This window comes from Parabacteroides sp. AF27-14, assembly GCF_003635425.1.
In the GTDB taxonomy this organism is placed as follows: Bacteria; Bacteroidota; Bacteroidia; order Bacteroidales; family Tannerellaceae; genus Parabacteroides; species Parabacteroides distasonis.
This window is the reverse complement of the sequence record NZ_QTLZ01000008.1, coordinates 147218-160974: the sequence shown is the minus strand read 5'-3', so window position 1 is coordinate 160974 and position 13757 is coordinate 147218. Positions and strand designations below refer to the sequence as shown.

Annotated in this window: 13 protein-coding genes and 1 pseudogene; 8 read left to right on the top strand and 6 right to left on the bottom strand. The window is 46.9% G+C overall.

Going from position 1 to position 13757, the window contains the following annotated elements:
* Nucleotides 1–115: 115 nt before the first annotated feature.
* A complete protein-coding gene (fabD, locus tag DWY79_RS10710; protein WP_005866160.1) occupies nt 116–997 on the bottom strand; it encodes an ACP S-malonyltransferase in 882 nt (293 codons plus the stop codon).
* Nucleotides 998–1136: 139 nt separating this feature from the next.
* Between fabD and DWY79_RS10705 the strand changes: the two genes are divergently transcribed.
* Together DWY79_RS10705 and tatC are read left to right on the top strand one after the other, a co-directional pair.
* Nucleotides 1137–1331, top strand: coding sequence for a twin-arginine translocase TatA/TatE family subunit (locus DWY79_RS10705; protein WP_005858259.1), 195 nt, complete (start codon nt 1137–1139; stop codon nt 1329–1331).
* A gap of 6 nt (nt 1332–1337) precedes the next feature.
* The gene (tatC, locus tag DWY79_RS10700) at nt 1338–2171 is read left to right on the top strand and encodes a twin-arginine translocase subunit TatC (RefSeq protein ID WP_008774168.1); all 834 of its coding nucleotides are present in this window, start codon (nt 1338–1340) and stop codon (nt 2169–2171) included.
* 78 nt (nt 2172–2249) lie between these two features.
* On the opposite strand, the gene DWY79_RS10695 is transcribed toward tatC, so the two are convergent.
* Nucleotides 2250–3101: an aldo/keto reductase gene (locus tag DWY79_RS10695; RefSeq protein WP_048928369.1), complete on the bottom strand. Its 852-nt coding sequence runs from the start codon at nt 3099–3101 to the stop codon at nt 2250–2252.
* Nucleotides 3102–3264: 163 nt separating this feature from the next.
* On the opposite strand from DWY79_RS10695, the gene DWY79_RS10690 reads away from it, so the two are divergent.
* Nucleotides 3265–4080, top strand: a complete 816-nt coding sequence (locus DWY79_RS10690) for an AraC family transcriptional regulator (RefSeq protein WP_034532280.1) — start codon at nt 3265–3267, stop codon at nt 4078–4080.
* Here DWY79_RS10690 and DWY79_RS10685 read toward each other — a convergent pair.
* Nucleotides 4077–4526, bottom strand: a pseudogene (locus tag DWY79_RS10685) (arginase family protein); the annotation flags it as partial. The gene DWY79_RS10690 and the pseudogene DWY79_RS10685 overlap by 4 nt on opposite strands.
* Before the next feature lie 137 nt (nt 4527–4663).
* On the opposite strand from DWY79_RS10685, the gene DWY79_RS10680 reads away from it, so the two are divergent.
* Nucleotides 4664–6970, top strand: a complete 2307-nt coding sequence (locus DWY79_RS10680; RefSeq protein WP_121962593.1) for a GH92 family glycosyl hydrolase — start codon at nt 4664–4666, stop codon at nt 6968–6970.
* A gap of 60 nt (nt 6971–7030) precedes the next feature.
* On the opposite strand, the gene DWY79_RS23300 is transcribed toward DWY79_RS10680, so the two are convergent.
* Nucleotides 7031–7165 carry a hypothetical protein gene (locus DWY79_RS23300; protein ID WP_005858250.1) on the bottom strand — a complete coding sequence of 45 codons (135 nt, stop codon included), beginning with the start codon at nt 7163–7165 and terminating at the stop codon, nt 7031–7033.
* Between the two features lie 133 nt (nt 7166–7298).
* On the opposite strand from DWY79_RS23300, the gene DWY79_RS10675 reads away from it, so the two are divergent.
* Genes DWY79_RS10675 through DWY79_RS10660 form a run of 4 tightly spaced genes read left to right on the top strand, consistent with a single transcriptional unit; the run spans nt 7299 to nt 12458 of the window.
* Entirely contained in the window at nt 7299–8297 is a 999-nt protein-coding gene (locus DWY79_RS10675) for an isoaspartyl peptidase/L-asparaginase family protein (protein ID WP_122369332.1), read from the top strand.
* 33 nt (nt 8298–8330) lie between these two features.
* Complete coding sequence (radA, locus tag DWY79_RS10670) at nt 8331–9701, top strand: DNA repair protein RadA (RefSeq protein ID WP_005858247.1); 1371 nt, start codon at nt 8331–8333, stop codon at nt 9699–9701.
* A gap of 13 nt (nt 9702–9714) precedes the next feature.
* Entirely contained in the window at nt 9715–11319 is a 1605-nt protein-coding gene (locus DWY79_RS10665; RefSeq protein WP_008774174.1) for an NAD(P)/FAD-dependent oxidoreductase, read from the top strand.
* Nucleotides 11320–11336: 17 nt separating this feature from the next.
* The gene (locus DWY79_RS10660; RefSeq protein WP_233563965.1) at nt 11337–12458 is read left to right on the top strand and encodes a glycoside hydrolase family 43 protein; all 1122 of its coding nucleotides are present in this window, start codon (nt 11337–11339) and stop codon (nt 12456–12458) included.
* Here DWY79_RS10660 and DWY79_RS10655 read toward each other — a convergent pair.
* Together DWY79_RS10655 and DWY79_RS10650 are read right to left on the bottom strand one after the other, a co-directional pair.
* The gene (locus DWY79_RS10655) at nt 12452–12841 is read right to left on the bottom strand and encodes a hypothetical protein (RefSeq protein WP_005866180.1); all 390 of its coding nucleotides are present in this window, start codon (nt 12839–12841) and stop codon (nt 12452–12454) included. The genes DWY79_RS10660 and DWY79_RS10655 overlap by 7 nt on opposite strands.
* A gap of 12 nt (nt 12842–12853) precedes the next feature.
* On the bottom strand, nt 12854–13663 hold the full coding sequence (locus tag DWY79_RS10650; RefSeq protein ID WP_005866181.1) for a peptidylprolyl isomerase: 810 nt from the start codon (nt 13661–13663) through the stop codon (nt 12854–12856).
* Nucleotides 13664–13757 lie beyond the last annotated feature (94 nt).

The following is a 13757-nucleotide window of genomic DNA, read 5'->3' as shown; positions in this document are numbered from 1 at the left end:
GTTTAGCATTCAAGATCTTTTCGAATCATCATCGTATATAAAAAAGTCCGGAAAAGACGAGGGAAATCACTCTCCATCCTTTTCGGACTTTTATCCTATTACATTGAAAGGTAAATTATTGCATACCTTCCGTAGTCATTTCCTTATTAATCTTTTTAACCAATCCCTGAAGAACGGCACCCGGGCCTAACTCGATGAAATGAGTGGCACCGTCGGCGATCATGTTTTGTACGCTTTGGGTCCAACGTACCGGGGCGGTTAACTGTGCGATCAAGTTAGCCTTAATTGTTTCCGGGCAAGTCTCGGCTTTCGTGCTTACGTTCTGGTAAACCGGGCAAGAAGGTTTATTGATCGTCGTAGCCTCGATAGCGGCAGCCAACTCCGTACGAGCCGGTTCCATCAATGGAGAATGGAACGCTCCACCTACTTTCAACTTCAAGGCACGCTTAGCGCCTGCGGCCAATAACTTCTCGCAAGCCTGATCGATACCGGGGATAGAACCGGAGATTACCAATTGGCCCGGGCAATTATAGTTAGCGCAAACCACTACCTCGTCCTTGATGCTTGCACAAATTTCCTCAACCGTTGCGTCCGGCAAGGCTAATACGGCGGCCATTGTAGAGGGAGTTGCCTCGCAAGCCTTTTGCATAGCCATGGCACGTTTGGAAACTAATACCAAGCCGTCCTCGAAAGACAATGCTCCGGCAGCTACCAAGGCAGAGAATTCTCCTAATGAGTGACCTGCGGTCATATCCGGCTGGAATTGATCACCTAATGTTTTCGCGAGAATGACAGAGTGTAAGAAGATCGCTGGTTGAGTAACCTTGGTTTGTCTCAGATCCTCGTCTGTTCCGGCAAACATTAAATCCGTGATACGGAAACCAAGGATCTCGTTAGCCTTCTCAAACATCTCTTTAGCAAGAGGATTATTATCGTAGAGGTCTTTGCCCATACCTACGAACTGTGCCCCCTGACCGGGAAATACGTACGCTTTCATCTTTCTAATTTTTTTCTAATTTCAGTTTTTTAAGACGGTGCAAAGGTAATAAATTTGGAATAATGAGGCTACTATTCATTACAAATTGTATCTTTGCCCCCATAGAAACGAGAATATTAATGACTAATATTATAATATCATGAATGAATTACTATTTTTAGGAAACTTAGGTACTGGCGAGATCGTGATCATCGCCATTGTTGTGTTGTTACTTTTCGGTGGAAAGAAAATTCCTGAGCTGATGAAAGGTATCGGTAAGGGTGTGAAGAATTTCAAGGACGGTGTAAAAGGTTTGGAAGACGATATCAAATTAGACGATACGGAAAAGAAGTAAAGGAAGATGCAACAAGAAGAAATGTCATTCTGGGATCACCTAGAAGAACTTCGTTGGACTTTATTTCGTTCTGTTTTAGCGCTCTTTGTTTTTGCTATAGCCGGGTTCTCGGTAATGCCGTGGCTGTTCGATAATGTCGTGATGGCCCCGTGTAGCTCCGATTTCATCGTCTATCGGGAAATGTGTAAGATTAGTTCTCATTTTTCTTTTCTCCCGGACTTTTGTAATGATACGTTCCATGTGAACATTGTCAATATCAAACTGGCTTCCCAGTTCTTCACGCATATGACAAGTTCTTTCTGGCTGGCGTTATTATTGACTTTCCCCTATTTGATGTGGGAGATCTGGAAGTTCGTAAGTCCGGCTCTCTACGAGAATGAGAAGAAAAATGTACGTTGGGTATTCTTGTTCGGAACGATAATGTTCTTTATCGGATGCTCAGTGGGTTATTTCTTGGTGTTCCCGATGACACTACGTTTCTTGGCGACTTACGAGTTGAGTGCCGCCATTACGGAACAGGTATCCCTTGATTCTTACATGGATAACTTCTTGATGTTGATATTCGTGATGGGAATCGTATTTGAGATGCCATTGGTATCTTGGCTATTATCTCAGATAGGGCTGCTAAACCGCTCGTTCTTTCATAAATACAGACGGCATGCTGTTGTCGGCTTGTTAGTTGGTGCGGCGTTCATCACTCCAAGTAGTGATCCGTTTACGTTAAGTATCGTATTCTTACCGCTCTACGGTTTGTATGAGTTGAGTGCGTTCTTCGTGAAGAAAGCCCCAAAGGAAGAAGACGAGGAGAATGAGAATGAGGAAGATAATAATGAGGAATAAATCCCGAAAGTTATAATAATGTAATATAAAAGGGGCGTGATCCCATATGGATTACGCCTCTTTTTGTGTAGGCCTTGTTTATCTGTTTTTCTCTAGGCTCAATATGAACCGTACCAATTCCGGATCATAATGTGAGAAAAACAGGCTTTGGGCTTTGTCTAACTTCGCGATTTCATTCATGTCCTGTTCCGAAAGTTCAAAACTGAATACGTCGAAGTTCTCTGCCATCCGTTCTTTATGCGTGGATTTGGGGATAACGACTATGTTGCGTTGGATGAGGAAGCGCAAGGCGACTTGCGCCACGGATTTATTATATTTCTGTCCGATTCCCGTCAATATCCCGTTCGTGAAAAAGTTATTGCGCCCTTCTGCGAAAGAGGCCCATGACATGATTTGTGTACCATATTCCCGCATGATTTCCTCTGCTTTCACTTGCTGATTGAAGACGTGTGTTTCCACTTGATTCACTGCGGGTTTTATTTTTACATGTTCCGCTAGGTCGATAAAACGGTCCGGGTAAAAGTTACTTACGCCGATGGCCCGGGCTTTTCCTGCACGGTAAGCCTCTTCCATGGCACGATATGTTCCATAATAGTCGCCAAAAGGCTGGTGAATGAGCAGAAGATCAACATATTCGGTCTGTAATTTGCGCAGAGACTCATCGATGGAGGCTTTCGCCTTTTCCTCTCCGGCGTTGGTCACCCATATTTTTGTGGTGATGAACAATTCATCGCGAGGTACGCCACATTTACTTATGGCTTTGCCTACACCTTCCTCGTTATAGTACGCTTGTGCCGTGTCGATGGAGCGATAGCCTACGCTGATAGCATCCAATACGCAACGTTCACATTCCTCGGGGGCTATTTGATATACACCATAACCCAAGATCGGCATTTCTACGCCGTTGTTCAATTTTACTGTTTTGTTCATCGTAATGTTATTTTAAATTGTGGTCGCAAAGTTATGTCTGATAAGCGGATATGACGATAAATAAAAGTCGGTGCTATTTTCATTTTTTTCGGTTGTAGAGTCTCGATTTTATTTTTATATCGTGTTTTTCTGTATCTTTACTCTATAAACAAGAGAACTGATTATGAATACGGATATCCTATTTGCTGACAACCTCGATGATATGATTTCCGGGAGTTTTGACCGGTATTGTACACATGCGCTTTGTCGTGAGGGTGAAGCTTCATTCCTGATGACGGGCGAATGGTTTCGGATGAGGAAAGGGGATTGCGTTATATTTACTCATAATGAACTTATATCTAAGATAGAGATAAGCGACGATTTTCAGGTAACGGTACTTTATATCTCGAACAGTTTTTCATTCAAGAATATCCCTCGAAATGATTATGACGTGATAGGAAAGTTGACACTACTCCGTAACCCGATCATGTCGCTTACAGAGCGAGAACAGCGGATATTTATGGAAGATATTGAACTTATCCGCAGACGGTTGACGGACCATACGCATCGTTTTCATGACGAACTAATCGGTTGTTTGGCTAAAACTTTCGTGCTCGACCTTTACGATTTCCATGCACGAATTTATGAATCTCCTTCTGTATCGGAACAAAATGCCGTGTTGATGGAGCGATTTATAAATCTGCTAAAAGCGGGGGATTATCGAAACCACAGGGAAGTATCCTATTACGCTTCACGGCTCTGCATTACGCCTAAATACCTTACGGAAGTTTGTAAGAAAGCAAGCGGATTTACAGCTAATTACTGGATAGACCGTTTCACCATCTCCCGGATTACCCACTTGCTTTCAGACAAGAACCTGACATTGAAAGAAATCTCAGACAATATGAATTTCTCTTCTTTGTCTTTTTTCAGCCGTTACGTGCAACGATTGCTGAAAGTCTCACCATCAGAATACCGGAACGGCAATCTGATTACTTAAGCTTTTAACAGTGGTAATTGACTCAACATATTCCTAAGCTTAATCGCTATCCGTGGCATAGGTTCGGCGACGGTAAGTCCTACTAGATCGCATTCGGACGCAATGTCATTGATGACACGTACTACCTCGTTTATTTTCATCCCGTTCGGTTCTACGCCGACCCCGGCTATCATATCCGCCGGATCAATGACATCCATATCGAAATGGATGACAACCTTGGAAGCACCTGTCCCTTTCAGCCATTCGAGGATAAGCGAACTATCAGCCGCCACTTCTTCCGGAGATAAACCTTTTATACCTAATTCTTTCTGCCGTTCCTTCATACCCTCGTCCTATGAGCGCAGACCTACGATCAACGCATTTGAGGGCTTGAATGTTCCGGGTAATAGATGGATGATCTCCTCATCACCCATTCCTAGACAAGCTGTAAGAGTCATAGCGTGGTATTGATGTTTTATCTTCCATGTTATCGTAGTTTTTGTACAAAGTTAAAGGATTCCACCGAATTCTCGTCTTGATGAAAAAAGATTTTCTCCTTGATGAAAAAAGATTCTCATCATAATGAAAAAAGATTTTCACCCCGATGAAAATAGAAAGTTTTCCCCGTAAACTGTTTCTCTTTCGAAATAATTTATGTATGTTTGCTCAAACTCAAAACGAATTGCATAACATGAAGCACATGTCTATATTGGCGGTCTCTTTGCTGGCACTCGTGGCCTGCACGCCTGAAAAGAAACAGGAGGCGGATTACTCGCAGTATGTGAACCCCATGATCGGTACGGATTTTACCGGCAATACCTACCCGGGAGCCCAAGTTCCTTTTGGTATGGTACAATTGAGCCCGGATAACGGTTTGCCGGGTTGGGATCGCATCTCGGGGTATTTCTATCCGGATACGACGATCGCCGGCTTTAGCCATACGCACCTTTCCGGTACGGGGGCAGGCGATTTATACGATATCTCTTTTATGCCCGTGACCCGTCCTTATAAAGAGGCCCCTGCGCCGTTAGGCATTTACTCCACGTTCTCGCATAATGACGAGGCGGCTTCCGCAGGATATTACCGGGTATTGCTGAAGGATTATAACATTAACGTGGAGCTTACGGCTACCGAGCGTTGCGGTATCCAGCGGTATACCTTCCCGGAGGCCGAGGCTTCGGTATTCTTGAACTTGAAGAAGGCGATGAATTGGGACTTTACCTTGGATTCCAAGATCGAGGTGGTAGACTCTACGACGATTCGTGGATACCGCCTATCCCAAGGCTGGTCTCCCTTGCAGCATGTTTATTTCGAGACCCGTTTCTCTAAGCCTTTCGTGGCTTGTCATATGGATACGACTTCTATCGTGACCAAGGAAAAAGGTTGGATCGGTACGGCCTATGTGGCCCGTTTCGATTTCAATACGAAGAAGGATGAGGAAATCCTTGTCACGACCGGAATCTCTGGCGTCAGCATGGAGGGAGCGGGAAAGAATTTGCGTGCGGAAGCCCCGAAGGATGATTTCGATTACTATCAAGCGCAGGCTAGCGCGAATTGGAACCGACAGCTTTCCAAGATTGAGGTGAAAAGCCGGAATACGGACGATATGGTGAAATTCTATACGGCCTTGTATCATTCCATGATCGCCCCGACGATCTATAGCGACGTGGATGGTTCTTATTACGGCCCGGATCAGCAAATCCATAAAGCGGACGGATGGACGAATTACTCTACTTTCTCTTTATGGGATACCTACCGTGCCTCCCATCCGTTGTTTACGTATACGGAGCCGGAACGGGCGAATGATATGATCAAGGGTTTCTTGAAGTTCTATGAGCAGAACGGGGCTTTGCCTTTATGGAACCTTTATGGCTGGGAAACGAATATGATGATCGGTTATCATGCGGTGCCCGTTATCGTAGACGCTTATCTGAAAGGTATCGGTGATTTCAATGCCGAGAAAGCGCTGGAGGCTTGTATAGCGACAGCCAACCGGGATGACTATCGGGGTATCGGCGATTATAAGAAGTTGGGCTACGTACCGGCTTATAGCGATCCGAAAAAATGGGAGAACTGGTCTTTATCGAAGACCTTGGAGTATGCCTACGATGATTATTGCATCGCTAAGATGGCCGAGAAGATGGGTAAGAAAGAGATTGCCGACGAATTCTTTAAACGTTCACAGAATTATCATAATGTGTACAATCCGGCAACTTCCTTTATGCAGCCTCGTGATGAGAAAGGAAACTTTGCCGCTAATTTCAGCCCCGATGATTATACGGAAGATATTTGCGAGAGCAATGGTTGGCAATATTTCTGGTCCGTGCCGCAAGATCTGGACGGTTTGATCGGATTGGTAGGAAGTAAGGAACGTTTCGCCGAGAAATTGGATAGTATGTTTACCTATGTCCCCAAATCGGATGAGGAATTGCCTATCTTTAGTACAGGCATGATCGGTCAATATGCGCATGGAAATGAGCCGAGCCATCATGTGATCTACTTATATAATAAGGTCGGCCAGCCTTGGAAGACTCAGAAATACGTGGCTCAGGTATTACATGATTTGTATCTGAATACCCCGGACGGTATTTGCGGTAATGAGGACTGTGGGCAGATGTCCGCTTGGTTTGTGTTTAGCGCCATGGGATTCTACCCGGTTGATCCGATCAGTGGCCAATATGAGATCGGCTCCCCGTTGTTCCCGGAAGTGAAGATGCATGTAGGTAATGGCAAGACCTTTACGGTTTTGGCTCCCGAGGTCTCTGCGGAGAATATTTATATCCAATCCGTGAAGCTGAACGGACAACCTTATGATAAGAGTTATATCACCCACGAGCAAATCATGAGCGGGGCGACATTGGAGTTCGTCATGGGCAGCCAGCCGGGACCGGTATGGTATACGAACGAATGAAATAGCTCTCTATGATATAATAAAGAGAAGTGCCGTGGTCATATTGCCACGGCACTTTTTTTAATCCGGCTCATGGGAATCTTTCCCATAAGCCTTGACAATATCCTTTACGATGTACCAGAGTACGAACACGACCATTATGCTTCCGATCAATATCTTTCCCACTCTTATGATAGAATCGATGTATTCTTCCATAATGTTATTATTTAAGAGATTACCGTTCGAAGTAAATGTACGGATAAAAATCGGGAAATAAGTCTATGTCTCTAAGATAATTCAGATATTTGTTCTATTTTTGAACATTGTATAAATGATTAAATATAATAGCATGTTAAAACAAATGATAGCCTTGACGGCTTTGATGGTGTCATCCATTGCTTTTGCGCAAGACCGGGAGTATGTAATCGTGGTACATGGTGGTGCGGGGGCGATGGCCGGATTGGAGGAAGATCCGGTTAAGTCGGCTCAATATTACGCCGCATTGGACTCCGCTTTAATGATTGGAGATAAGGTCCTTTCTGCGGGAGGCGAGGGGCCGGAAGCGGTGATGGCCGTAATCAATTACTTCGAGGGAAATCCGTTGTTTAACGCCGGAATTGGTGCTACTTGTACGGCGGAGGGAACTTTTGAGTTGGACGCTTCCATCATGGAAGGCAAGGATTTAAGCGCAGGCGCTGTAGCTGGCCTAAAACACGTGAAGCATCCGATCAATGCAGCCTATGCCGTAAAGACAAAATCTCCGCATGTCATGCTGAGCGGAGCCGGTGCCGAGGAGTTCGCCAAGGAACAAGGCTTGGAAATGGTAGAAGACAATATGTATTTCGCTACGCCCAAGACGATGGGGTGGATCGATAAGTTAAAGCAAGAAAGTAAGAAGAACGGTACGGTAGGCTGTGTCGTTCTGGATAAACAAGGAAACTTAACGGCCGGGACCAGTACCGGCGGTATGTTCAAGAAACGTTGGGGGCGTATCGGTGATTCGCCCGTGATCGGGGCGGGAACGTATGCGGATAATAACAGTTGCGCCGTCTCCTGTACGGGGCATGGCGAGTATTTTATCCGTCATGCGGTAGCGTTCGATGTGTGTGCCCGCTATAAATACCTTAAGGAAAGCGTAGAGAAAGCGGCAGATTATATCATCCATACGGAATTGAATACGAACGCCGGCAACGGCGGCTTGATCGCCGTGGATAAACTAGGAAATATCGCCATGCCTTATAACAGTGGCGGTATGTTCCGCGGATTCTTGTATAAGGAGAAAGGTAGCCCGGAAATTAAGAAGGGCTGCGGTATCGGAAAGAAGATCGTTGTAGTAGGGGAAAAGTAGTTTTTTGTATCTTTACGCCAAATTCAAGATAGAATGGCGAAAACAAAAACCGTATATGTCTGCTCTAACTGTGGCGCTGATTCCCCGAAATGGCTGGGTAAATGCCCGAATTGTGGGGAGTGGAACACCTATGTGGAGGAGATCGTAACGAAGGAGCCTGCCGTGAAGCGGCCAGTTCCCGGTATTATGGAGGGCAATAAGATCCGTCCGGTGTTATTGCGTGATATAACGACGGAAGAGGAGGCCCGTATCGATTTAAAAGATGATGAATTAAACAGGGTCCTCGGCGGAGGCTTGGTGAAAGGCTCTTTGGTCTTGATCGGGGGAGAGCCGGGAATCGGAAAATCCACCTTGGTCTTGCAAACCGTGTTGGGCTTGACAGGCTTGAAAACCCTATATGTCTCGGGCGAGGAGAGCAGTCGCCAGTTGAAACTCCGGGCGGACCGATTATCGCATGATAATCCGAACTGTTTCATCTTATGCGAGACACATCTGGAACAGATTTTTACGCAAGCGGCCAATATCCAGCCGGACTTGATGATCATAGATTCCATACAAACCATCTTTACGGAAGTCGTGGAATCTTCCCCCGGCAGTGTTTCCCAAGTACGTGAGTGTAGCGCCGCTATCTTGAAATACGCCAAGGAAAGCGGTGTCCCGGTCTTATTGATCGGCCATATCAATAAGGAAGGCAGTATCGCCGGTCCGAAGGTATTGGAGCATATCGTGGATACGGTGTTGCAGTTTGAGGGCGATCAGCATTATATGTATCGTATCCTGCGGAGCATCAAGAACCGTTTTGGCAGTACGGCGGAACTAGGGATTTACGAGATGCGCCAGAACGGGCTTCGTGAGGTCAGCAATCCATCCGAGTTATTATTAACCCAGAATCATGAGGGACTGAGCGGTGTCGCCATCGCCGCCGCTATCGAGGGGGTACGTCCTTTCTTGATCGAGACGCAAGCCTTGGTCAGCTCGGCGGTTTACGGTACGCCGCAACGTAGCGCCACCGGATTCGATTTACGCCGAATGAATATGTTATTGGCGGTATTGGAGAAAAGGGCGGGTTTTAAGTTGATCCAGAAAGATGTTTTCCTGAATATCGCCGGAGGTTTGAAAGTGAATGATCCGGCTATCGATTTGGCGGTAATCAGCTCCATCCTTTCCTCTAGCTTGGATATCAGCATCGAGCCGGGTGTTTGTATGGCCGGAGAGGTAGGCTTGTCCGGAGAGATCCGTCCGGTCAACCGTATTGAGCAACGTATCTTGGAGGCGGAGAAGCTGGGTTTCTCCCGGATTATCATTCCGCATAATAATCTAAAAGGTTTCGATACGGCGAAGAGCAAGATTCAAATCGTACAGGTAAAGAAAGTGGAGGAAGCCTTTCGGCAACTATTCGGTTAATATATAATAAACAATGATAAAAGAATTACAACTCCGGATATTGCCGGAAGAGGCTGTTAATGAGCAATCGCTAAGGCAAGTTGTAGCCCGTGAGACGGGTGAGGCTCCGAAAAATATCCGGGCCGTACGTGTATTGAAACGTTCGATAGACGCACGCCAGCGAACGATATTTGTCAACGTGAAACTGCGTGTTTTCATGAACGAGATGCCCAGCGAGCCGGAATATCAATCGATAGAGTATAAAGATGTCTCGGCAGGGAAACCTGTGATCGTCGTAGGAGCCGGTCCGGGAGGTCTGTTCGCTGCCTTGCGCTTGATAGAGTTAGGTTTGCGCCCCATCATCGTCGAGCGAGGTAAGGACGTGCGGGAACGCAAGAAAGATATCGCCTTGATCAGTCGTGAGCATAAGGTGAACGGAGAATCAAATTATAGTTTCGGTGAGGGCGGTGCCGGCGCTTATTCTGATGGAAAGCTGTATACCCGTAGCAAGAAAAGAGGCTCGGTAGATAAGATACTGAATATCTTTTGCCAGTTTGGGGCCAGTCCCTCTATCTTGGCGGATGCCCATCCGCATATCGGAACGGATAAGCTCCCCCGTGTGATCGAGAATATCCGGGAGCAAATCAAGCGATGCGGAGGTGAGGTACATTTCGAGACCCGTATGGATGCTTTTATCATGAAAGAGAACGAGGTGATCGGCATCGAGACGAATACGGGAAAGAGCTTTTACGGGCCTGTTATCTTAGCTACCGGCCATTCCGCCCGTGATGTCTATAACTATTTATACGAACGCCAGATCCAGATCGAGGCGAAAGGGATCGCGGTCGGTGTTCGTCTGGAACATCCTCAGGAATTGATCGACCAAATCCAGTATCATCGGAAAGAAGGTCGTGGGAAATATCTTCCTGCGGCAGAGTATAGTTTTGTGACGCAAGCGAATAACCGGGGCGTCTATTCCTTCTGTATGTGTCCGGGAGGTTTCGTGGTTCCTGCGGCGAGCGGACCTAAGCAGGTCGTGGTAAATGGAATGTCGCCTTCCAACCGGGGTTCCCGCTGGTCTAACTCAGGGATGGTGGTAGAGATCCGTCCGGAAGATTATTCCGAACTGGTAGGGCAGGAGGAGCTTTATCTTCGGAATGGCGAGAAGGTGGATGCGGATTCCCCATTAGCGTTGATGGCCTTTCAGGAACGTCTGGAAGAGGTCTGCTGGCTAAACGGAGGCATGAAGCAAACGGCTCCTGCCCAGCGCATGGATGATTTCATGCGGAAGAAGAACTCTTTCGATTTACCGGTTTCCTCGTATACGCCGGGTCTGCTGGCCTCTCCGTTGCATTTTTGGATGCCGGAATTCGTGACCAGTCGCCTGCGGGAAGGTTTCCGTTATTTCGGTAAGGTCTCTAGAGGCTTCTTGACCAACGAGGCAACCATGATCGGCGTAGAGACCCGTACATCCGCTCCGGTTCGTATCCTCCGTGATCGGGATACCTATCAACACGTCACGGTAAAAGGTCTTTTCCCTTGCGGTGAGGGAGCGGGGTATGCGGGAGGAATCGTATCCGCCGCCATCGACGGGGAACGTTGTGCGGAAGGAGTGTATAATTTAGAATCCAATAAATAAGAAAAATGAAAAGTGGTATGAAAATAGGAATATCCCTTTGTCTGGGAGTTCTTATGTGTTTGAATGCGGGTTGTACGGGAAAGAAGTCTGCTGCGGAAGAGCCGGAATTAACGTACAGTAATCCTTTGTCGGTCCAGTTTGGCGATCCATACGTATTGTTGGCCTCGGACGGACGTTATTATATGTATGGTACCGGTGCCGGGGCTGTAGACGGTTTTTGCGCCTATTCTTCCGATGATTTGATCCATTGGAAGTCGGAAGGGCAGGTTTATCGGGGCAATACGCCCGATTCTTGGGCAATCGCTAATTTCTGGGCGCCGGAAGTGTACGAGCGTGACGGGAAGTTCTATATGTTCTTCAGCGCGGATTGGCGGAAGAATCCGACCAACGAGGAGGAAAATTTCCGTATCGGCGTAGCTGTGTCGGATAAGCCGACCGGACCATTTAAGGAATTGGCCGATGCTCCTTTGTTCGATCCGGGATATCCTGTAATCGACGGAAACTTGATCGAGGATGAGGATGGCCGTACCTATCTCTATTATTCCCGTTGTTGCTATAAGCATCCGGTAGAAAGCGAGATCGCCGATGAGGCAAAGAAGAAAGGCATGTTCGACTCCGTTGAGGAAAGCTGGATTTACGGGGTGGAGGTCGCTCCGGATCTTACGCACGTGATTGGGGAACCCGTACTTCTGCTGCGTCCACCCGTAAAATTGGATGATGCGCAAAGTGAATGGGAAAGTCGCTCGGTTACCAAAGGGGAGGTCGGACGTCGTTGGACGGAAGGCTCTTTCATGCTACGTCACAACGGCTTGTATTATATGATGTATTCCGCTAATTATTTTGGCGGGGCAAATTATGCGGTGGGATATGCCGTGTCCGAACATCCGTTAGGACCGTTTGAGAAGGCATCTAATAATCCGGTGCTGGAGAAGAACGTGGAAAAAGGCGGTATCGTCACGGGTACCGGACATAATAGCGTTACTTGGTCGAAGGACGGAAAACAAATGTATTGCGTTTATCACGGGCGTACCCAGAAGACAGGGGATGAGCGGGTCGTATTCATCGATAAAATGCGAATCGATGAGAAGGGCCTTCTAGTCGTGGAAGGCCCTACCACCGATCCGCAATCAATTCAATAGTTATTTATCTCTTCCAGCAACGCCACTCGTTCCAATGAGAACGTAGTGTCGTTGCGTTGGATATATTCCAATAGCTCTTTCGCTCTTGCCCGGAGTTTTTTACCTTGCGCCTCCGGCAAAAGGAAACTTTCTTCCAGCAAGGTCTTGGTCGCCAGTTCCATGCGTTGGAGGCCACACGAGTCATCACCGTCCAGATAAGTGCGGATGCCGTCGATAGGCGTGTTCAGCAAGAAATCGTTATCCAGTTTTAAGGATGTGTAGACGGATTGGATTAACTCGGGGTTCTTGCGTGCCCCATCGTTGGAATTACGATTGAAGATGATCTGGGCGATCACTTTGCCCAGTTCCTCGATCTGTACCATGATGAAATCTCTCTTTAACATAGGAGTGGTGAATTATTCGATCGTTATATTTTGGATGCGGATGTCTTTCTTCGGACGGTCATTCTGGTCTTTCGGCTGGGTGGCGATCTGATCCAGAACGTCGAACCCCTCCGTCAGCTCCCCGAAGATCGTATAAGTGCCGTCCAGATGATGGCAACCGCCTACGGTGGTATAAGCCTTCCGTTGCTCGTCCGTAAATAGCAAATGCCCGGGAGTTGCTTGAATAACGGAGTCTATCTGGGCGTTGATCATTCTCAATCGCTTCTGGTATTCCCGTTTGTTACTCATCTTTATCATATTCAACTCGGCACGGACCGGCGCGTAAAACTCCTTCAGGGCCTTTTGCCGGGCCGGATAGTTGGCGGTACGCTCTAACGTATCCAGTTCGGTTTCCCTATAGACCTTCCCCTGCACGATAAAGAATTGCGACATGTCCGATTTCTTTTGCGGGTTGACATCGTCCGGTTGGCGGGGAGCGGCCAAGGCTCCTTTCTTATGGAAATATTTCTCGTTGATCTCGGGCAGGATCTCGGCGGAAGGATCGCCAAAGCCGCATTTGGCACCGGCGGGAGCGTTCTTGGAATCCGGGGCTCCTCCTTGGATCATAAACTCCGGCAGGACACGGGTGAATAAGGTCCCGTTGAAATCCCCCCGTTTCGCCCGTTCGATAAAAGTACGGGTGTGATTAGGCACATCATCGTACAGGATGGCCTTCATAGTACCTACATTGGTTTTAATAACTACCGTTTTTCCAGCTTCTTGCGCCGAGGTGGCTACCACGCAAAGGAACAATGCTGATAAAATGTAATATATCTTTTTCATGAGATTTTAATTTAAAAGGTAAATATAGGTGTTATGTTGTAAAACACAAAGTAAATGCCTAACTTCGCGTCTTTATTAATAGGTAATAAGATTT

Excerpts from the sequence above, each read along its gene's own strand:
- DWY79_RS10650 (WP_005866181.1), bottom strand. The coding sequence starts at position 13,663 with ATGAAAAAGATATATTACATTTTATCAGCATTGTTCCTTTGCGTGGTA.
- DWY79_RS23300 (WP_005858250.1), bottom strand. The coding sequence starts at position 7,165 with ATGGAAGAATACATCGATTCTATCATAAGAGTGGGAAAGATATTGATC.
- DWY79_RS10690 (WP_034532280.1), top strand. The coding sequence starts at position 3,265 with ATGAATACGGATATCCTATTTGCTGACAACCTCGATGATATGATTTCC.
- DWY79_RS10665 (WP_008774174.1), top strand. The coding sequence starts at position 9,715 with ATGATAAAAGAATTACAACTCCGGATATTGCCGGAAGAGGCTGTTAAT.
- DWY79_RS10680 (WP_121962593.1), top strand. The coding sequence starts at position 4,664 with ATGAAAATAGAAAGTTTTCCCCGTAAACTGTTTCTCTTTCGAAATAAT.
- fabD (WP_005866160.1), bottom strand. The coding sequence starts at position 997 with ATGAAAGCGTACGTATTTCCCGGTCAGGGGGCACAGTTCGTAGGTATG.
- radA (WP_005858247.1), top strand. The coding sequence starts at position 8,331 with ATGGCGAAAACAAAAACCGTATATGTCTGCTCTAACTGTGGCGCTGAT.
- DWY79_RS10695 (WP_048928369.1), bottom strand. The coding sequence starts at position 3,101 with ATGAACAAAACAGTAAAATTGAACAACGGCGTAGAAATGCCGATCTTG.
- DWY79_RS10655 (WP_005866180.1), bottom strand. The coding sequence starts at position 12,841 with ATGTTAAAGAGAGATTTCATCATGGTACAGATCGAGGAACTGGGCAAA.
- DWY79_RS10675 (WP_122369332.1), top strand. The coding sequence starts at position 7,299 with ATGTTAAAACAAATGATAGCCTTGACGGCTTTGATGGTGTCATCCATT.
- DWY79_RS10705 (WP_005858259.1), top strand. The coding sequence starts at position 1,137 with ATGAATGAATTACTATTTTTAGGAAACTTAGGTACTGGCGAGATCGTG.
- DWY79_RS10660 (WP_233563965.1), top strand. The coding sequence starts at position 11,337 with ATGAAAATAGGAATATCCCTTTGTCTGGGAGTTCTTATGTGTTTGAAT.
- tatC (WP_008774168.1), top strand. The coding sequence starts at position 1,338 with ATGCAACAAGAAGAAATGTCATTCTGGGATCACCTAGAAGAACTTCGT.